Source organism: Parapedobacter sp. (genome assembly GCF_053550995.1).
On record NZ_JBMQOC010000022.1, the window covers coordinates 51252 to 71513 of the forward strand.

Genomic DNA, 20262 nt, shown 5'->3' on the forward strand with positions numbered 1-20262 from the left:
CAAACAATGAAAAAGATGGTGGGTCTCGGATTGGCCCTTGCCATGGCCACATCGTTGAATGCCCAACAAGGTAAGTTGGGCTTAACGGATGCATTTGTAGACAAGAACATGAACGATGCCGTCGCCCAATACAGGACCCTAATCGCAAGGGTGCCGGCAGGCGTCCTGCCCCGTACCGTTAATAAATCCGACGGGACGCTGGTTACCGCGAAAAGTAATTCCTGGATTTCGGGCTTCTACCCGGGTACGCTCTTATATCTTTATGAATACAGTGGGGAGCCAGACCTTCTGGCCGAAGCGGAGAAGCGGCTTCAGCTATTGGAAAAAGAAAAAGACAACAAAGGGACACACGATCTCGGCTTCATGCTTTATTGCAGCTTCGGCAATGCACTGCGGCTTACCGATAACACATATTACCAAAACATCCTGCTTACGGGAGCGGAATCGCTAGCATCCCGCTTTAATCCTACGGTGGGCTGCATCCGTTCTTGGGATCATAATGGCGATAAATGGAAATTTCCAGTGATTATCGACAATATGATGAACCTCGAATTCTTGAATTGGGCATCGCGCATCTCAGGCGATTCAAAATATGCAGACATAGCAAGAATACATGCCAACACCACATTGAAACATCACTTCCGGAAAGACAATAGCTCGTACCATGTTATCGACTATGACCCCGAGACCGGAGCCGTGCGCAACAAACATACCCACCAGGGTGCCCACCATGAATCTGCCTGGGCGCGGGGGCAAGCCTGGGGTCTTTACGGATACACCATGATGTACCGCGACACCCAAGATAAAGCATACCTGAATCAGGCCCGGAAGATTGCAGCCTTCATACTGGACCACCCCAATCTCCCGGCGGATGGCATTCCCTACTGGGATTATAGCGTCTCCGGCCCCGACGTGCCGCGCGATGCATCGGCCGCGGCTATTACGGCATCGGCACTGCTTGAACTATCGGGTATGGTCAAGGGCAAGGAAAGCAAACGCTTTCTCCAAGCGGCGGAACATATCCTCACCAGCCTTTCTTCGCCTGCATATAAAGCAGCTACCGGCACGAACGGCGGATTTCTCCTGATGCATTCAACCGGACATTTTCCGGGCAACAGTGAAATCGATGTGCCACTGTCGTACGCCGACTATTATTATGTAGAGGCTTTGATTCGATACAAACAATTATTAGCTCATTAAAATGCAAACCCATGGATACTAAAACACAACGCCCCGTTTATCGCTTGTTCTTTTTTTTGCTGTTGTTCGCATCGGTGTCTTTTACCACGGATGCGCAGACGGGTACCGAAGATGGCCCGAAATTACAAAATCCCATCGATGTAAGGTATGTAAAAAGGCACCTGCGGAAAGCACAGCCGCGGCTAGTGCTCAACCGTGACATTGAGAAGCGATTGAAACAACAGCTGAAAACCGATCCGGTTATACAAAATATGTATAAGGCGATTAAACATGACGCTTCGGCAATTCCCGACGAACCATTGCTGGAACGTAAGAAAATCGGTCGGCGGTTACTTTCTGTTTCTAGGGAAATGCTACGTCGCGTAAATATGCTGGGTATGGTATACCGTATCGAAAAGGATCCCGCCATACTACAACGCATCAATGACGAAGTGCTGGCCGTTTGTCGGTTTTCCGATTGGAACCCATCGCACTACCTGGATGTAGGCGAGATGGCGTTGGCAGTTGCCCTTGCGCTCGATTGGACCGCTGGAGACCTACCTAAAGCCACCATTGAAGAGGCCGAGAAGGCGCTTATTGAAAAAGGCATCATGCCGAGCTGGCCAACGGAAAATAAAAATGCCTGGTGGGCTTACGGCAACAACAACTGGAACCAGGTGTGCAACGGTGGAATGATTGCGGCATCCATCGCTATTGCCGAAAGAGATCCCGAGTTAGCGGCAAAAACTTTGCACCGGGCACTCGATGGGTTACCCAACGCCCTCCACGAATACATGCCGAGCGGTATTTATCCGGAAGGGTCAACCTATTGGGATTACGGGACGGGCTTCTCCGTCATAACCATTGCGATGCTGGAAAGCGCCTTCGGCACAGACTTTGGGTATGGGGATTTCCCGGGGTTTCTGGAGAGCGCTACGTTTAGGGTGCTCACCAAAGCACCTTCGGGAATGTATTACAATTTCGCAGATTGCGGTGACCGCCGGGGGCAGAACGGCGATGTCGTGCTGGCGTGGTTCGCTAAACGCACAGGGAATGCCGCTTATTTTGAGCGGGATCGATTTCTACAGCCGGTGGATGACATGGGCCGCCTGTCGAGGCTGGCGGGAGCGGGTTTAGTGTGGCTAGCCCAGTTTGAAGAGGAAGCCGAGGGTAGCATCCCGACCGCCTGGAAAGGCGGCGGATCCAACCCGGTGGTGTTTTTCACCGGAGGTACTGATGACTCCCATCAATATTATTTCGGGGGGAAGGGTGGCCGCGGTACGGTAAACCACGGCAATATGGACGGTGGTTCGTTTGTGTTTGAATTGGATGGTGTACGTTGGGTGATCGATCCCGGCAACCAAAGCTACGAAGAGCTCGAGAAAACGGGTTTTGAGTTGTGGGGGAAAAGCCAGAACAGCCAACGCTGGACATTGCTGACCAAAAATAACTTCGGCCATAGCACCCTCACTGTAAACGGCCAGTTGCACCAAGTTGATGGAATGGCTACCATAAAGGACTTCAAAGACGGTGCCATGCCGGAGGCGACCGTTGACCTCTCCGCGGCGTTCGGCGATCTGTTGGCTTCGGCCCAGCGCAGGTTTGTGAAAGACAGCCCTACGTCGTTGTTGATAGAAGATGAAATATCCCCGTCTGAGAAAACGGAAGAAGTGGTCTGGCAACTGATGACGACGGCCGACGTGGTCATCCAGCCTGACGGAGCATTGTTGAGACAGGATGGCAAGTCGCTACGCGTTGAAAACCTGTCGCACCCCGGCCTCCGGTTTTCCGTTGTCTCACTAGACCCGGCGCCGTTAGCGTTGGATCGGCAGATCAAGGGATTGAAGCGGATAGAATTGCGTATCCCACGGTGGACGATGAAACAAGCGAGTGAAACGATCCGTATCCGGTTGGCCGGAGATAGGTAGCTAATTCCTCCCCCTGTTTCCGAGTGTCAGCGGCAATCCGTATCTTCATCCCGAAATTAATGCATGCCCAATGACCGAGCATAATGCGTTCCGGGAAGAACTCCAGCAACCTGGAGAGAACCATCCCATTACATCATTGATCCTGCTGCTGGCGCTGGTTTTCGCGGGGGCAATCGTATTCGGTATGCTCTCGATGTTCATCGGGCTGGCGGTGATGAATGGATCGGCCGGCCTCAGCAACGTAGAAGGGCTCCTGACGGGCGATCTATCCAATGCTAACCTCCTGAAGATCGTCCAGGCTGGTTCGAGCATCGGCATGTTCGTGTTCCCCGCATTGCTGATGGGCGTTATCGAGAAGCGTCGCCATCGTTACCTCAACTTCCATGCACCCGTCAATCCACAATTGTGGTTTATCATGATAGGCATTATGTTTTTCTCGGCTCCTATTTTCGAGCAAGCCATTAAGCTCAATGAGCGATTGGTGCTGCCCGAAGCGTTGTCGGGACTGGAAAACTGGATGAAGGCAAAAGAAGCCGAACTCGAACAGCTGACTCGGATATTCCTGTCTGATACGACGTATGGGGGGCTTTTCACCAACCTCCTTATCGTGGCGGTCATTGCCGCCATCGGCGAAGAATTCCTTTTCCGTGGGTGCGTACAGGGCATCCTAATGCGGTGGTTCCGCAATCCGCATGCGGCCATATGGGCCACCGCCCTCGTATTCAGTGCCATACACCTTCAATTTTATGGTTTCCTGCCGCGGATGTTGCTGGGGGCACTGTTCGGTTACCTACTGCTGTGGGGAAAGAATATTTGGCTACCGGTATTGGCGCATTTTATCAACAACGCCACGGCGGTAATATCCGCGTTTTACCTGCAACGGCAAGGAAGGTCGCTCGACGACATGAACTTCGGCGAGCAAATCCCCTCCTACCTTTATTTTATTAGTTTCGTACTTACAGGAGTACTGCTCTATCAATACCATAAGACGGCCACGGAAAGAAACACAAGACGCCATGGAAAAACAATGGGTTAAACTATTCAGTACCGACAACTCCGTTCGGGCAGAGATTACCAAGCAGATGCTTGAAGAACATGGTGTGTCGGCCGTGATGATGAACAAGCAGGATTCGTCTTACCGGTTTGGCCAGGTGGAGCTATACGTCCACGAATCGGAGGAAACATTTGCGGCGGGCTTGATTGCGGAAATGGGAGATGCAGACAGCGGACAATAACCACCGATGAAGACACGCGCCATCACAGCCCTCTTTTTTGTCATCATTATGGTCGCCTCCATGCTGTTGGGGGGTTATGTTTTTGCAGGTTTTTTCATCCTGCTTAGCATCTATTGCACAGCGGAATTTTACCGGATCGTCGGTGACGATAGTGGGCGGCCAAACCGGTTCGTGGGCTTGGCGCTGGGCATATTGGGGTTTGGGCTGTTCGCCAGTTACCGCTTGGTCGGTTTCGATGCCCGTTACCTACTGCTGTTTATCCCGTTAGTTGCCGCAGCTTTTATCATACCGCTTTACCAGAACAACGGGAAGCCTTTCGGTGGTATCGCCTACACATTGCTGGGCTTGGTGTATGTGGTATTGCCGTTTGTCGCTTTTTTTTCGCTGGGTTTTGTCACGGGAGCATTTGACCATCGTTTGCCGCTGGGGTTCATGCTGATTCTTTGGGGCAACGATACCGGGGCGTACTTGGCAGGGAAGTTCTTGGGCAAGCACCGGCTATTTGAACGCATATCGCCCAACAAAACCTGGGAAGGATTTGTGGGCGGAGTGTTGCTGGCACTCATAACCGCCCTTGTGCTGGCGCACTACTTTGCGGTACTGGTAAGCTGGCAATGGGTAGGGATGGCTTTGGTTATTTCGTTGTTCGGCACCTTTGGTGATCTCGTGGAGTCGATGCTCAAACGTAGCCAGCAGGTAAAAGACTCCGGTGCTGTATTACCGGGGCATGGCGGCGTGCTCGACCGCTTCGACGGCCTGCTGTTCGCTGCCCCGGCGGTACTCGTATTTCTCGAATTGGCGTATTGATTATAAAAACACATCGCATCATGCAATCCAATATACATGCTGACACGTTTGGTTTCCTTTCGGCTATTAAAAAAAACAACGATAGGGAGTGGTTTCAGGAACACCGGGGCCCGTATGAGCACGCTTGGCAGAACATGAAAGATTTCACTGCCGGGCTGATCGATGGCCTCGCCCAATGGGACCGCTACATTTCCGCGGATATACCCGTATCGAAGTGTGTTTTCCGGATTTATCGCGACACCCGTTTCAGCAAGGATAAAACGCCTTACAAAACCTGGCTGGGTGCCGGGATTTCTACGGCCGGCCGCAAGTTGAATGGCCCCGAGTATTACATACATATCCAACCGGGCAATAGCTTTGCGGCAGCCGGATATTGGCGGCCGGAAAAAGAACACCTTACGGCCATCCGGCAAGAGATAGACTACAACGGAGTCCATCTCCAGGCAATCGTGAACGAACCGGCGTTTAAAAAATATTGCCGGCTCGATATGCAAGACACGCTCAAGAGGCCGCCCGTGGGGTTCAGTGAAGACAATCCCTATATCGATTGGCTTAAACTCAAAAGCTTCACCGCGTTCGAGTCCTTTACGGATGACGAGCTGCAACAAGCGGATGGCGTGGACCGCGTTTTAAAGGCCTATCGCCGGATGTACGATTTCAAATTGTTCCTCCATGAGGCCCTTGGCCACGAGTGACCTACGCGGGGAAGCTGATTTTCCCCATGCATACCGCCGGTGAATCCAGTATCGCCGTAGCATGGGTGGCTTTTCCGGCTACGGTCTCATTGGCCAACAGGGCAAAAAGGGCGGCCTCCTTCGCATCGGGGAGAAGCCCCAAATCCTGGAAAGAGGAGACGGGTATGCCTTTAACACCATGGGTTATGCGGTCCACAAGCAAGGGGTTGTGGAGGCCACCACCGCTGATGTAGACATGGGTATGGCCGTATCCCTGCGCGGCCCGGAGGATGGCCGCGGTGATGGCCGAAGCGGAGAAGGCGGCCAATGTCGCCATCACATCTGACTTACTAAGGCGTTCGGTGTCGCTGGCTCGCTGTGCTTCACGAAGGTAATCAAGATTAAACAGCTCTGGCCCGGTGGTTTTAGGAAAAGGAAGAGTAAAAAAGTCATGGCTGAGCAAAGCTTCCAGCAGTTGCCCATTTACGGCACCTGTTAGTGCCAAGCGGGCATCGCGGTCCATCTCTTCACCCAGATTTGCTAGCATATATTGGTTCATCAGCGTATTGCCGGGCCCCACATCCGTGGCAAAGCAGGGGTTGCCGCTGCCCGTGGCGGGAAGGATCGTGAAGTTGGCTATACCGCCGATGTTGAGCAGCACGCGCGTTTCATGGCGGTCGGTAAACAAGAGATAGTCGCCATAGGCAGCCAGCGGTGCCCCCTCACCGCCCGCGGCGATATGCTTCTGCCTGAAGTCGGAGATGGTTATGATGCCAGTGCCAACGGCCAAGTGGTCGCCATCGCCCAACTGCAGCGTACTGTTCGGATAGTCGGCCGTGCCGGTAAGCGACCGCGGTGCATGGAATACGGTTTGGCCATGGCTCGCCAAAAGGTCGACATCGCCAGCAGGCATCCCCCAGTCGCGCAATGCCGCGTTTACGAGTGTGGCATGGGTTTGCCCGATGAGCGCATGGAGGCCGCTGAGCACTTGCTGGTCAATGGTACGTTTGGCAAAAATCTGCCGTACCCGTTCGCGGAAATCATCGGTATACGCTTTCGTGTCAAACCGGAGAAGCTCAAGTGCGGTATCGGTGCCGCTCCCCGCTATTCGGCACAGCGCAATATCAAGACCATCCAAGGAGGTGCCCGACATTAGGCCGATGACCAATCGCTGGGGCTGCCTGGCTATTGCATATAGTTTATCGACATGTACATTCATAATGCCCTAAAGATAGGTGTTTTTGTGATTGCATGCCGTCATCTCATTCCGCCACGGCTTGGCGTTCCCGGTTGAATCTGACCCTTTCCAAAGCGCTCTGAGCAACAAGTAATAATCGAACTCAGGTTTTTATATTGCTTATAATAGCAATTTTATCTAAGTTTGGAGGGTGTTTTAACCGGCACTGGTGCCGTTTCGGTAAACTTCGGCGCTGATGCATGCATGAATTTAGTTAACAAATCGTATTCAAATGACTTTTCCTAAAGATTTAAAGTACACGAAAGATCACGAATGGATCCGCGTATCGGGTGAAGAAGCCGTTATCGGGATTACCGATTTTGCGCAGCGCGAGCTTGGCGATATCGTATTCATCGATGTCAATACGGTGGGCGATGACGTGGCACAAGACGAGGTGTTTGGCACGGTGGAAGCCGTAAAGACGGTGTCGGATCTATTTATGCCCGTTGCAGCTACCGTATTGGAGGTCAATGATAAGATTGACAGCTCACCGGAGCTGGTCAACCAAGATCCCTATGGAGAAGGTTGGCTCGTGCGCGTAAAGCTGAACAACGCTGCCGAGGTGGAAGGGCTGCTTTCGGCTGCCGATTACGAGGCACAGGTAGCGGTGTAATCCATCACTTGATACCAAGACGACATCCGCCCGCGGGGCGGATGTCGTTTCTTTTTGGCATTATAATGGCTCGATGGCTGGCAAAGGGAAAAACATGAAGCATTACATATGGGCGATATTGTGGGCAGGGGTGGTATTGGTGCTGTGTGGCCTGCCATCGGCAGCCACAGATGAAGTGCCGAAGTTCCCCGGCATAGACAAACTGGTGCACACGGGCTTTTTCTTTGTTTTCACGGTGTTGCTTTATTATGGGGCAATAAGACGGGCAGCGACCTTCAGGCCCTCATGGCACATCTCCATCAAGGTAATTATTTTCTCCAGCTTATTCGCCTTGTTTACGGAACTTTTGCAATGGAAGGTATTCACATACCGCTCGGCAGAGGTATGGGATCTTTTTGCGGACGCCGTGGGAACGGGGATGGGTGTATTTGCCTATCTGTTGTTACACAACGTTTACCGACCCGAAGCGGCTTTGGGTGGCGTAACCGAAACCAAGAAAGAAAGTTATGAAATATGACACAACTGTGCGATTCGCACTTGCGGTGATCGTGCTGGTCTCCGTTTCGTCATGTGGCATTTTCCGCAAGGGGTGCAAGTGCCCGCCGGTACATCGCCATACAGTTGCGCCCATTGCCGGGTCGGCATCGCCTTTACAGGGCCTTGGCGATGGTAACCGCACTTACCTTGGCCGCCCCGTTTTCCAACAGGGTACCGGCACAAGCTTCGAGGGTGGCACCCGTCGTCAATACATCGTCAACCAATAGCACATGCTGGGCGGCAATCCCGCCGATATCGTTTGCTTCAAACGTTTCCAACATATTTTCATATCGTTCGTAGCGGTTCTTGCGGGTTTGGCTTTGTGTAGCGCGGCGCCTTATGATGCCGTGCTCAACCACCGGTAGCCGCATGGAATGGGCGAGTCCCTTGGCGAAGAACATACTTTGGTTATACCCCCTTTTGCGGAGCTTTTTCGGATGCAGGGGTACCGGAACGATGACATCGGCCTGGTTGAAGGGTGCGGCATCCGCAAGTATGGCGCCATACCGCTGGCCGATAACCGTGCCGATTTCAGGACGGTTGCGGTACTTGAGGTGGTGGATGATCCGTTTTACCCGCGAGGCTTCGCGGAAGTACCAATAAGAAGCAACGGCTTCGATACGCACCCTGCCCCAAAGCTGTCGGGCACTGCTGTTATGCTGGTCTTCGTGGGCATGGGTTTCGGGTAGATGATACCAGCAGGAAGTACAAATATGCTTTTCGCCATCTACCAAAGGCGCGTCACACCCTGCGCAGGCCTGCGCGAAGAAGAGCGCGGTGAAATCGTTGAAGTATCGTTTGATGCCCATGAACAATCAGGTTGTCGTCACGGCATTTTCCTTAATGGCCAATTGGCCACAAGCGGCATCGATGTCTTTGCCCCGGCTGCGGCGTACGTTGGTGATGATGCCCCGTTGCCGGAGGTAATCCGCGAATCGGTCGATCTTGTCAACGGCCGCATTCTCGAAATCGGCAAAGGCAATGGGGTTGTATTCGATGATGTTTACCTTGCATGGCAGGTGTTTGCAAAATGCCACCAGCTCCGCCGCATCGCTAAGGCCGTCATTTACATCATTGAAAACAATGTATTCATACGTAACCGGATTCTTGGTTTTGGCATAGTAATATTTTAGTGCCTCGGCGAGGGCGTGCAGCGAATTTTGCTCGTTGATGGGCATGATTTCATTTCGCTTGGCATCGTTGGCTGCATGCAAAGACAGGGCTAAATTAAAGCGCACCTGGTCGTCGCCCAGTTTCTTAATCATTTTGGCGATGCCGGCAGTCGACACGGTAATACGTTTCGCGGCCATGTTCAGCCCATCAGGGGCGGTGATGCGTTCGATGGACTTTAGCACATTGCTGTAGTTGAGCAGCGGTTCGCCCATGCCCATGTATACGATGTTGGTAAGGGGCTGTCCATAATAATCCTGCGCTTGCCTGCCGATCAGCACCACCTGGTCATATATCTCGTCGGCATTGAGGTTACGCTTACGGTCCATGTAGCCTGTGGCGCAAAACTTGCAGGTGAGGCTACAGCCCACTTGGGAGCTTACGCAGGCTGTCATGCGGTCAGGCGCGGGGATGAGCACTCCTTCGATGATGTTAGCGTCGTATAGCACGAAGCTGCTTTTGACGGTGCGGTCGCTGCTACGTTGTTCGTTCCGGACGGCTACGGCATGAATGGCGAAAGTCTCGTGCAGCTTGTCGCGCAGCGACTTGCTCAGGTTGCTCATCCCTTCGAAATCGACACATGATCGCTGCCAAAGCCATGCGTAAATCTGCTTGGCACGAAACGCTTTTTCACCCATCGACACCAGGTGGTGTTGTAGCTGCTCCAGCGTTAGGCTACGTATATCGATTTTCGATTTGAGGATGCTCACGCCGCAAAGGTACGGCTTTTTTTGCGGGTATTTTTTCCAGTTGTTTGGTTAAACACGAAAAAAAACACATATTTGCATAAGTGTATTCGTCAATTAAGCCTAGCCTGAATGACACGAGAGATTCCAACGATTAAACCCATGAAACTATGAGCACCTTTCTCTCGGCCACGTATGTGCTGCCGGTAATCGGAAAAGCCATCAAGGATGGCGTTGTCGAAGTCACAGACGACGGGATCATCCAAGGGGTTTACCCACCAAATAGCCAAGCGGTATCTGGAAAGCCCATCCGTAATTACGCGGGTATCATCACGCCGGGCTTCGTAAACGCACATTGCCATCTGGAACTCTCCCATATGAAAGGTATCATACCGAAGCATACGGGGCTGGTACCCTTCTTACAGCAGGTGATGGCCCAGCGATCGACAGACGAGGCCGAGATGGTACGTGCCATGGAGGCTGCTGACAAGCAGCTGTATGACAAGGGTGTCGTTGCCGTGGGCGACCATGCGAATACAGCGGTTTCTGCGAAAGTTAAAAAAAACAGCAAGCTGTATTACCATACTTTCGTGGAAGTGATTGGTTTTGAGCCGGAGCTAGCCGGCAGTAAACTGGCCGGAGCCTTCGCCGTCGCTAACCAATTCGATAGGTCTACCACTTCCCTTACAGCGCATGCCCCGTACTCGGTATCCAAAGAACTGTTTAGGCTAATAGACGAAGAAGCCCGTAAAGGGGGAATGCCATTGAGCATACATAACCAGGAAAGTGAAGCCGAAAATAAGTTGTTCCGATATAAAGAGGGGCCGTTTTTGGATTTTTACAATGAATTGGGCAAGGATATCACCGATTTCAAAGCGCAGGCACGGAATTCACTGCATACGGTCATGCCCTACCTGTCGGTGAGCACACCGGTATTGCTGGTCCACAACACCTTTACAGTGGCAAAAGACATCTTTTTCATTGAACGGCAAGGAAGAAATGTCACTTGGTGTTTCTGTCCCAATGCAAACCTATATATCGAAGGGGTGCTACCGAAGGTCCAGCATTTTGTTCAATACGGGCAAAACATCACCGTGGGTACGGACAGTCTCGCGTCCAACGACCGTCTATGTGTCTTAACGGAATTGAAGACCATCCACCAGCATTTTCCAGAATTCCCCCTTACCGAAACCATCGAATGGGCCACCATCAATGGTGCACGTTTTCTCGGCATTGCCGATACATTCGGGTCGTTGGAAAGGGGCAAGGCCCCTGGTATTAACTTGCTGACCCATACCCGCGGGCTTGCCCTTACGCCCGACACCGAAGTGGTGCGCTTGGTTTAATTCAATGCAATACCCAAAAGGCCACGCCCAATAGCGAGCCTAATGCCGTTCCGACGATGACCTCCTTCCATATGTGGCGGCCCAGGTGTATGCGCGACCAGGCTAGCGGTAGCGCAAACAATAAAAAACAGACCCCTGCCACCCCGTTTAATGAGAGGATGAGAAAGCCTAGAAATGCATGGAAAGCCAAATGCATGGATGCCTTTATCCGCCTATTTACCAGCTGGGCGATGACCAGCAGCACCAACGCGCAAGCTAGCGCGAGCCGTAGTGTCCATCCTTGGTTGGTAGCCCATACGATGATGGTAACGAGCAACAGGAGAAACGTTGTGGCAACGAACCACTTTTGCCGTTGCCCCTGGTCGGAGACATCCAAGTTGGTATAGGTCCCTTTCCGTACACCCCAGAGGGTCTTCAGGCCAACGGGCAAAAAAATACCACCGACAATCAACAACGACAGATAGATGGCGCGTTGCGTAGATTCAATACTGAAAAGTAGGAACACAGCAAATAGCGGAACGGTCAAAAAAGGGTGACCTACGATGGATATGACTTTAGCTATTGTTGTCTTCAAATGCGTATATCCTTGAGTGGCGGATACCGGGATCGCACTGGGATACCAGGCCACAGTGAAACGCCAGCATGATGGTGCGAAGGTAGCCAAACTTTCGGAGGTAGGCAACGGTAGTGCGGCGGAATTACTTTTCCCTAAATAGCAGGTAACCGGTTACATATAGCCCACGGCTCGACGTCTCGTGGGGTGCGAGGAAGTCGCCATTTACTTGGTCCAACAGCAAGGTAATGACAAAATGGGCATTTTCACCTTGCATTTCCATCTTTTCAGCAGGATATAGAAAACCGGCTTCCCCATCGGGGGGCAATATGAGCGTACCCGCTTTATTAGCTAGGTAGATTTCATCAACCAAAGATACCAGGTCGAAGAAGACAGCGTCATCGTTTTCCATTTCAACCCTCACGGCCAGCGAGCTATCGCGTTCCAATGAAATGCGGACGTCGTTTTTTCCCAGGGTTAGGGTAGCGGAGTCGGTTTGGTAGGGTTCGATGCGGTAGCCGTAATCATATCCCTGCATCGGTATGATATTCCGGCCCTCCCGGCTGATCGTGAGGTATCGCCCCTTGGCCATACCACTTGGCGGCACATCCAATAAGGCAAAGATGGTATCGCGTTTCAAACCGGCAATGCGGTATGGCGGTAGGTCAGCGTTCGAAGCGGCGATTTCCCGGTCGAGGCTGTCCAGATCCGTCGAAGTAAATGCCTGCATCGATGGCAAGCCGTGTGCTTCCAACAGGTACGTAACGATGCTAGACCGCTCATCCGTGCCCTTGGCCGCTGTATCGAGTGCCCTGGCCAGCCGTCGCTGCTGTGAGTGGCGTGAAACGTCCGTGGCACTTTGTGGGCCGAAGGTACTCAATAAGGCCAGTACCGCCAAGCTAACCGGAATCAACTGGATATCTCCTTTCCGGAAAAAAAGAAAATAGGCAGCAATGGCCACCAGCCATATGGCCAGCACCATGAGGATGTGGCGCTCTTCCGTAAATCCGTAATGGGATACGCGCTGGTATACAGCTAGTACCAACAAGATAATGAGCGGAATCAAGGTGAGGTAAAACGATTTTGAAAACCACCTTACCCAACGGTTGTCTTCGTCGTTCCGTATGGGCCATATGAGCAGTAGCGAGAGCATGCCAAATACGGCATAACCCAATATGAGGGTAGCCACTATTCCCTTCGGCATCTCCCATTCGACCCATATCTTGGTTTCGTATACCAACAAAATGGCTAGATAGATGGTCATCAGGGGGATGAGCACATATTGCGTGAATATTTTGAGTCCTTTCGGGTAATGTGCAGCGGTTGGCGTGATGTCAAAAATGGTGGGTACGCCAGCCAGGAAAAACAGCGTGTTGAAACCGACCGCTACGAGGGCGAAAAGCTGTCCGTAAATTTTTGAGGCCAGGTCCAGATTAAAAAGCTCTTCAATGCCGAATATAGCCACCGCCAGCCCAGCATATAGGGAAACGGAGTAGAGCACGGCCGTGAGGAAACGGAGGAATAGCGCCTTATTGAAATGCCAGAAGTCGCTATTGTTGCCACGCCCGATGAAAGGGGCGATGGCAACACAATGATGGAAGGCAAAGACAAATAAGCCGAACCGTACCACATCCGTTCGGTATGCGGCGGGGTGGAGCACGGCATACAACAAACCGCATAAAGCGATAGCGGAAACCCGGAGAATCCACCTGCGCGCGCTGGTGTAACTCCTTGACGCTGCGAAAAGTTCAGCGGCAAGGCCTAATGTCAGCAACAGGTCGCAAGTGGCCAGTAATTGCCAGAGGTTTTGTTCCACCCTTGCCTCTAACGAAGGCTCGCCCACCAGATAGCAAGCCAATGCCGTAGCACACACAACGACAACGAACAACGTAGGGAAGCGCTTGAAAACAGCGGCGGCGTCTCTCGATAGGTTGGCAAGGGAGGGAAATCTCATGGTGTGCGGATTTACTAACCGATTACGGAGATAAAAATAAGCATTAACCAGCAAATATTTTTACCTTAATGGGAGTTTGCCATGCAACATTTGTGGGCAACCCGCGACTTAACAATGAATCACGAAAGGAAAGTCACTTGCAACCTGCGGATAAAAAGGATGAAATCGAATTAGTTGCCTTGTGCCATCAGGGGCACGATACGGGCTTTACGGCGCTATACAATAAGTATGCTCGGCCCGTTTACAACTCCATATGCCGTATTGTGTCGCATACTGCCGAGGCCGAAGATATCTTGCAAGAGTCGTTCTATCATGCATTTTCCGATATCCACAGGTTGCAGAACGCCACGAGCTTCGGTTCTTGGATCCATCGGATTGCGTTGAACCGCTCGATTACCCATTTGCGAAAAAGGAAAATCGTTTTTACAGATAACGGTGAGCCCGACGTCGCCGCCGAAGCCGGCTATGACCTGGAGGCGGACCAATTGTTCGATGGCAGGGTGGAAGATGTGAAGCGGGCTATCGAGCAACTTCCGCAAGGGTATAAGACCATATTGAGCCTATATCTCTTCGAAGATATCCCCCAGGACGAAATCGCCGAGATGCTGGGCATCTCGCACAGCACGGTGCGCACACAATATCACCGCGCCAAGAAAAAAATAATCCAATCACTGAAAGATAGGACATTATCATGAACGACCCATTAAAGAAATTTGTAAAACAGCACCGCGAGGCTTTCGATCAGCTGGAGCCGCCCACAGATGTGCTGCGGCGCTTGCAGATGCAGCTTAAGCCAGCACTCATATCGGCATCTACCGAAAAACGATCAGTTTTAGGGCGGTATCGGCGTACCGCTTGGCTGGTTGCGGCGTCGCTATTGATTGGGTTGGTGTGTGCATACCTGCTTTTTGATGGCAGTTTGGCGCAGCGGCATAACGAACCGCAAATCGTGCGCCAGCCGGTTGAGCGGGTGCCGCTAACGGTTTCACCCCCCGTTACCCAGCAAGAAGAGTTACCGGTCGCGTCGCCCGTTGAGGAACCAGCGCGGCAAGAAATACATAAAGCCGAGGTGCCCCGCAAGCCAACGCCGGCCCCGCTTGCCGTTCGGCTGGCGGACAGCACCTCGGCAAGTACGCGGCTAGCCGCCATCCTGGAAATCGAGCAATCGGAACGCATGGATGGTCAGCTTCTGGCCATGCTGTCGGAAACCATGAATCGCGATGGGAACACGAACGTGCGTCTGGCCGCCCTCGATGTGTTAAGCCACCACGTTGATGACCCGCAGGTGGCAGACCTGCTGGCTTCGGCCCTTACCAGCCAGGACGACCCACTCGTGCAACTGGGTGTCGTGCGCATTGCCGCGCAGATTGATCACGTAGGGATTGAAGAGGCGTTGTTTGCCGTAGCGCGCAACCCCTATACCTTCGAGGCGGTGAAAGACGAAGCATACGCTGTGCTGTTATATCAGGAGAAACTTTAAGCATACATAAAACATAAAAACGAATACAATGAAGAAGCAGACAATCACCCTGGCACTCCTTTTGGCCCTTTGCCTTCCGGCATGGGCGCAAAAGCAATACAAGGTCGCCGAACCTTCCGGCAAACTTTACCTTAACCTCAACGGGGCCCGTATAGAAGGCTATGCGGGCAATGAGATCGTTTTCAGCAACCAAGGCGTTCCTGAAGAGGAGGACGAACGGGCCAAAGGGTTGCAAGCCCTGAGCAGCTCGGGCTTCACTGATAACACGGGCCTGGGCATCAGCGTGACCAAAAAAGGGAACGATATCGAAGTAAACCCGGTAGGGAACAGCAGTCGTAGCGATGTCTTGTACATCCGGGTACCTCAAACGGTCGATATCGTTTTCAATAACAATAAATCCGTCTTTGCCGATACCTTGCTGATCAAGGACATGAAAGGAGAAATCGAGGTTTCCACGTCCTACAATGCTATCGTTTTGGAAAACAACAGCGGCCCCATGAACATCAAGAATGTTTATAAAAATATTGAGGCTACTTTTGCCGATGACGTCAAAGGCCCGATATCCATTATCTCGGTGTACGGACATGTGGATGTCGCCATGCCGGCATCGACCAAGGCCAACCTGATTATGGGCACCAGCTATGGCAAACTTTACGCTGCCGGCGATTTCAACGTTGCCGTTAAGCCCAAATCAGCTGATGATGAACGGACCGAGGTTAAGGTGAGTGGGGAAGGAGTCACGGTCAATGTGAAAGGTGGAGACACGGTCGATGTGGATGAAGAGCTGGCCGCTACGCTGGATTCCATGCCCGATATCATGATTGCTTCGCCGCCATCATCGGGAACGGGTGTTTCTATTGCCACGATGTTCCGCGGTGGCATGCAAGAGAACATCGAAGGAACCATCAATGGTGGAGGGATCGACCTCATCCTCAAATCCACCTATAAGAATGTATACCTGCGTACCAACTAGTTGGTTTCACCATATTCATGCGCAACGCCCCGTATACCGAATGTAGGGGCGTTGTCATATTTGCATGGATATCTGTTTACCTTACAGAAAAAAACCGGAGATTAGCGAAAAATTTTCTGTGAATCCGGTATATCAAAAATGGGTGTTATTGGGTGTCCTCACCCTCACCTGGGGGAGTTCTTTCATCCTTATCAAACAGGGGCTATTGGTGTACACACCCATGGAAGTGGGCGCATTGCGCTTGTGCGTGGCCGGCTTGGCTTTGGTCTTTTTCGGCGTACGGAGCTTTAAGCACATACCCAAAAAGCTGATACCATGGGTTATTGCCGGCGGGGGGATGGGCAACTTCATTCCCATGTTCCTGTTTCCGTTGGCCCAGCAGCACGTAAGCAGCTCCATGGCGGCCATCCTCGACTCCCTCGTCCCTATGTTTGTCCTTTTATTCGGGTTCCTGTTTTTCGGGGCTAGAGGCCGATTATGGCAGGTCGTCGGCGTAATTATCGGCTTTTCAGGCGCAGCCTTATTGGTCGGTGTCGACACCGGTGGCGGTCAGGGCGATGTCTTCCATTCCCTACTCATCATCCTGGCCACTGCTTTTTATGGCATGAATGGCCTGATCATCAACCGGTACCTCTCGGGCATTCCGTCGTTCAAGCTGTCTGCCGCCGTATTCACGATCTGGTTCGGCCCATCGTTGATTATCCTCGGGCTTACCGGTTTTTTCTCCACATTTACCGGTACGCCTGCCCAATGGGAGGGCTTGGGCTATGTAGCTATCCTCGGGCTGGTAGGCACAGCACTGGCCATGATCCTGTTTTACAAGCTGCTTCAACTTACCTCGGCACTGTTTGCCTCCATGGTTACCTATCTCATTCCCATCGTTGCCGTGATGTGGGGCGTGCTCGACGGTGAGCGGCTGGAATGGTCGCATGCCTTTGGGGGCACACTGATTTTACTTGGCGTATATTTGATCCAGCGGAAACCAAGCCGGATGCCGGAGACAGACATAGCTCCCTTACCCAAAGACATAACCCAACAGATAGTAAAGGATAATAAAAACGATGATAGTACCGAAACAGCCAAAACCCAATTTTTTAGCACCCCATCCAGCAATCAGTGCCCTGAATAATTTGTTCATAGTCGTTACTTAATTAGGCTTATAACAACAGGATGCCGATAAGGTTTTCGGGGTAATGGTGGTCCAATACCTAGATGGCCTTGTATCGATGCTTCACATGCCTAATGGTATGGCAAGCTTTATCCAAGGTAAATCGGGTATATACCTATTTGCTTATACTGGAGATATACTGGGAATACCCTGCATATCTACTGGGGAATGACTGGATACAGATCGCATGGGAGGGGTATTAACAGGCTACGTAATACAAGGGCTTCAATAACCTGGGTTAATCCTATATTAGCAGCACATAAACGAGAAACCATGGATAATCATTTTGACGAATATATAGACCGAAAAGGGACCGATAGCATCAAGTGGGACGCAGCAGCATCCAACGTGCTGCCCATGTGGATTGCCGATATGGATTTCAAAACCGCTCCTGCTATCCAAGCGGCTTTGGAAAAACGGGTGGCCCATGGGGTATTTGGGTATACGCTCACCCCCGATCGTTTTTTTGAGGCCATCATCGGTTGGTGGCAAAAACGGCATGGCTATACGCTGCAGAAAGACTGGATCCGGTCCGTGACGGGTGTCATACCGGCCTTGTCGGCAATCATTAGGGCGCTGACGGCAGTGGGTGATAAGGTGCTGGTACAGCCGCCGGTTTATAACCATTTTTATATCGCCATTGCTCATTGTGATCGACAGGTAATTGAAAACAACCTGCGTTTTACCGATGGTCATTACCGCATTGACTTCGAAGATTTGGAGGCGAAGGCGGCCGATCCCGCCGTAAAGCTCATGTTGCTATGTAGTCCCCACAACCCCGTGGGCCGCGTGTGGGCGATCAGCGAGCTCCAGCGGATTGGCGAAATTTGTGGCAAGCACAGCGTAGTGGTGCTGTCCGATGAAATCCACTCCGATTTGGTTTACCCCGGACGCAAACATACCCCATTCGCTTCATTGAATGGCATAGACGGACTCCGGTCGGTAACAGTCAGCTCGCCGAGCAAAACGTTCAACCTGGCCGGATTGCAGGTAGGGTACCTGTTTTCCGAACACAATGATCTCATGACGCAGATTCAACAGGTATTGGCAGCGCAGGAAATGGAACTGTTGAGCCCTTTTGCCATTGAGGCACTCATCGCTGCATATGAAGAAGGTGAAGAATGGCTTGAATCGCTGTTAACGTATCTGAAGGGTAATTTTACCTACTTAACCGACTTTTGTGCGAAGCACCTGCCGCAAATCGAAGTTATGCAATTACAGGCCACTTACCTGGCGTGGCTGGATTGCCAGGCGATCTTCTCCTCGTCGGCCGATTTTTCCAATAAACTGGTGCAGCAAGAAAAAGTATGGCTCAATCCGGGCACGTTGTACGGCGATGCGGGCGAAGGTTTCCTGCGCATGAATATCGCCTGTCCCCGGCCGTTGCTCGAAGAAGCGCTAGCACGCTTGGCCAAGGGGGTCGCAACCGGCTGATGCCTGCTGGTTACAGCAGGTCAAACCCGATATCCCGGCGGAAATTCTTACCCTCGAAATAAATACGCCCCGCGTCGGCGGTGGCCTGTTGCAACGCGTCGAACAATGTGTCCTCCAGTGCGGTAACAGCTATTACACGTCCACCGGCCGTTTTAACCACGCCGTTTTCCGTGGCAGTTCCCGCGTGGAAAACAATAGATTCTTTTACACTGTCGATATTGCTAATAGGACTGCCCGACTCGTATGGGCCCGGATATCCACCCGACACCAATACCACGGTGGCGGCGGTTTTAGGCGAAAGGGTAAAGGAGCGGTCTGCCAGATTCCCTTCGGCCACCCCTTGTAGGAGGTCTACCAGATCACTTTCTAGGCGCGGCAATACGCTTTCCGTTTCGGGATCGCCCATGCGCACATTGTATTCAATCACATAAGGGTCGCCGTCCACATTCATCAAGCCGATGAAAATAAACCCCTTGTACGGGATACCGTCTTTCTTCAACCCTTCGATGGTAGGGGCGATGATGCGCTCCTCCACCTTGTCCAGGAATTCGTTGTCGGCAAAAGGTACGGGCGATACGGAGCCCATTCCACCGGTATTGAGGCCGGTGTCGCCTTCGCCGATGCGTTTGTAGTCTTTGGCCGGGGGCAACACCTTGTACGTGTCGCCATCGGTGAGTACAAATACGGAAAGCTCGATGCCCGAAAGGTATTCTTCGATAACCACCGTGCTGCTCGCTGCGCCGAATTTGGCGTCGGCAAGCATGGCCGTCAGCTCCGTCCGGGCCTCTTCCAGCGTGGTGCAAATGAGGACACCCTTTCCTGCCGCCAGCCCGTCGGCCTTCAGTACGATGGGTAGCTTTTGGGTTTCGAGGTAGGCCAGGCCTTCCGTGAGCGTACCGCGGGTGAATGAACGCGATGCCGCGGTGGGGATGCTGTGCCGGACCATGAACCGTTTGGAAAAATCCTTGCTTCCCTCCAACTGTGCCCCCTGCTGTTGCGGGCCAATCACCGGAATATGGCGGAGGTCAGCCCGATCGAGGAAATAGTCGTGGATACCCTTTACCAAGGGTTCCTCAGGGCCTACAACCACCATGTCGACGGCGTGTTGGAGCACGAAATCCGCAATTCCGTCGAAATCGGTCACCTTAAGCGGGATGTTCTGGCCGTAACGACTCGTACCGGCATTGCCCGGGGCGATATACAATTGGGTGATTTTGGGGCTTTGGGCTATCTTCCAAGCGAATGCACTTTCACGGCCGCCTGCGCCAACGATAAGGATGTTCATCTT

At 52.3% G+C, this 20262-nt stretch carries 20 protein-coding genes; 14 read left to right on the top strand and 6 right to left on the bottom strand.

Annotated elements, in window-relative coordinates; all coding sequences use genetic code 11:
• Positions 1–6: 6 nt before the first annotated feature.
• From ACO1NT_RS03405 to ACO1NT_RS03430, 6 genes are all read left to right on the top strand, one after another.
• Complete coding sequence (locus ACO1NT_RS03405; RefSeq protein WP_449046993.1) at positions 7–1200, top strand: glycoside hydrolase family 88 protein; 1194 nt, start codon at positions 7–9, stop codon at positions 1198–1200.
• Positions 1201–1211: 11 nt separating this feature from the next.
• Positions 1212–3107, top strand: coding sequence for a heparinase II/III domain-containing protein (locus ACO1NT_RS03410; protein ID WP_449046994.1), 1896 nt, complete (start codon positions 1212–1214; stop codon positions 3105–3107).
• A gap of 70 nt (positions 3108–3177) precedes the next feature.
• Positions 3178–4143 (top strand): CPBP family intramembrane glutamic endopeptidase, encoded by a 966-nt coding sequence (locus ACO1NT_RS03415; RefSeq protein ID WP_449046995.1) that lies wholly within the window; start codon positions 3178–3180, stop codon positions 4141–4143.
• Positions 4124–4342: a putative signal transducing protein gene (locus ACO1NT_RS03420; RefSeq protein WP_449046996.1), complete on the top strand. Its 219-nt coding sequence runs from the start codon at positions 4124–4126 to the stop codon at positions 4340–4342. The genes ACO1NT_RS03415 and ACO1NT_RS03420 overlap by 20 nt, the downstream gene beginning before the upstream one ends.
• 6 nt (positions 4343–4348) lie before the next feature.
• Positions 4349–5149: a phosphatidate cytidylyltransferase gene (locus ACO1NT_RS03425; protein ID WP_449046997.1), complete on the top strand. Its 801-nt coding sequence runs from the start codon at positions 4349–4351 to the stop codon at positions 5147–5149.
• 20 nt (positions 5150–5169) lie between these two features.
• Positions 5170–5844, top strand: coding sequence for a DUF2461 domain-containing protein (locus ACO1NT_RS03430; RefSeq protein ID WP_449046998.1), 675 nt, complete (start codon positions 5170–5172; stop codon positions 5842–5844).
• Position 5845: 1 nt separating this feature from the next.
• Here the strand turns inward: ACO1NT_RS03430 and ACO1NT_RS03435 are convergent, their stop codons facing one another.
• The gene (locus ACO1NT_RS03435; protein WP_449046999.1) at positions 5846–7042 is read right to left on the bottom strand and encodes an anhydro-N-acetylmuramic acid kinase; all 1197 of its coding nucleotides are present in this window, start codon (positions 7040–7042) and stop codon (positions 5846–5848) included.
• 250 nt (positions 7043–7292) lie between these two features.
• Here ACO1NT_RS03435 and gcvH point away from each other — a divergent pair, with 250 nt between their 5' ends.
• Complete coding sequence (gene gcvH, locus ACO1NT_RS03440) at positions 7293–7673, top strand: glycine cleavage system protein GcvH (RefSeq protein WP_449047000.1); 381 nt, start codon at positions 7293–7295, stop codon at positions 7671–7673.
• Positions 7674–7767: 94 nt separating this feature from the next.
• Positions 7768–8190 carry a VanZ family protein gene (locus ACO1NT_RS03445; protein WP_449047001.1) on the top strand — a complete coding sequence of 141 codons (423 nt, stop codon included), beginning with the start codon at positions 7768–7770 and terminating at the stop codon, positions 8188–8190.
• A gap of 133 nt (positions 8191–8323) precedes the next feature.
• On the opposite strand, the gene ACO1NT_RS03450 is transcribed toward ACO1NT_RS03445, so the two are convergent.
• Positions 8324–9019, bottom strand: coding sequence for a ComF family protein (locus ACO1NT_RS03450; RefSeq protein WP_449047002.1), 696 nt, complete (start codon positions 9017–9019; stop codon positions 8324–8326).
• 6 nt (positions 9020–9025) lie between these two features.
• Complete coding sequence (rlmN, locus tag ACO1NT_RS03455) at positions 9026–10090, bottom strand: 23S rRNA (adenine(2503)-C(2))-methyltransferase RlmN (protein ID WP_449047003.1); 1065 nt, start codon at positions 10088–10090, stop codon at positions 9026–9028.
• Positions 10091–10236: 146 nt separating this feature from the next.
• Between rlmN and ACO1NT_RS03460 the strand changes: the two genes are divergently transcribed.
• Positions 10237–11412, top strand: a complete 1176-nt coding sequence (locus ACO1NT_RS03460) for an amidohydrolase family protein (RefSeq protein WP_449047004.1) — start codon at positions 10237–10239, stop codon at positions 11410–11412.
• Between the two features lies 1 nt (position 11413).
• Here ACO1NT_RS03460 and ACO1NT_RS03465 read toward each other — a convergent pair whose 3' ends face one another.
• Positions 11414–11986, bottom strand: a complete 573-nt coding sequence (locus ACO1NT_RS03465; protein WP_449047005.1) for a hypothetical protein — start codon at positions 11984–11986, stop codon at positions 11414–11416.
• A gap of 124 nt (positions 11987–12110) precedes the next feature.
• A complete protein-coding gene (locus ACO1NT_RS03470; protein WP_449047006.1) occupies positions 12111–13919 on the bottom strand; it encodes a DUF4153 domain-containing protein in 1809 nt (602 codons plus the stop codon).
• A gap of 68 nt (positions 13920–13987) precedes the next feature.
• Here ACO1NT_RS03470 and ACO1NT_RS03475 point away from each other — a divergent pair, with 68 nt between their 5' ends.
• The 5 genes from ACO1NT_RS03475 (at position 13988) to ACO1NT_RS03495 (ending at position 18974) form a co-directional block, all read left to right on the top strand.
• Positions 13988–14614 carry an RNA polymerase sigma factor gene (locus ACO1NT_RS03475; RefSeq protein ID WP_449047007.1) on the top strand — a complete coding sequence of 209 codons (627 nt, stop codon included), beginning with the start codon at positions 13988–13990 and terminating at the stop codon, positions 14612–14614.
• A complete protein-coding gene (locus ACO1NT_RS03480; protein WP_449047008.1) occupies positions 14611–15399 on the top strand; it encodes a HEAT repeat domain-containing protein in 789 nt (262 codons plus the stop codon). Before ACO1NT_RS03475 ends, ACO1NT_RS03480 begins: the two co-directional genes overlap by 4 nt.
• 28 nt (positions 15400–15427) lie before the next feature.
• Positions 15428–16372, top strand: coding sequence for a hypothetical protein (locus tag ACO1NT_RS03485; RefSeq protein ID WP_449047009.1), 945 nt, complete (start codon positions 15428–15430; stop codon positions 16370–16372).
• Between the two features lie 118 nt (positions 16373–16490).
• The gene (locus ACO1NT_RS03490) at positions 16491–17501 is read left to right on the top strand and encodes a DMT family transporter (protein WP_449047010.1); all 1011 of its coding nucleotides are present in this window, start codon (positions 16491–16493) and stop codon (positions 17499–17501) included.
• 312 nt (positions 17502–17813) lie between these two features.
• Positions 17814–18974 carry a MalY/PatB family protein gene (locus tag ACO1NT_RS03495; protein WP_449047011.1) on the top strand — a complete coding sequence of 387 codons (1161 nt, stop codon included), beginning with the start codon at positions 17814–17816 and terminating at the stop codon, positions 18972–18974.
• Positions 18975–18984: 10 nt separating this feature from the next.
• Here the strand turns inward: ACO1NT_RS03495 and purD are convergent, their stop codons facing one another.
• Entirely contained in the window at positions 18985–20259 is a 1275-nt protein-coding gene (purD, locus tag ACO1NT_RS03500) for a phosphoribosylamine--glycine ligase (RefSeq protein ID WP_449047012.1), read from the bottom strand.
• Positions 20260–20262: the final 3 nt, after the last annotated feature.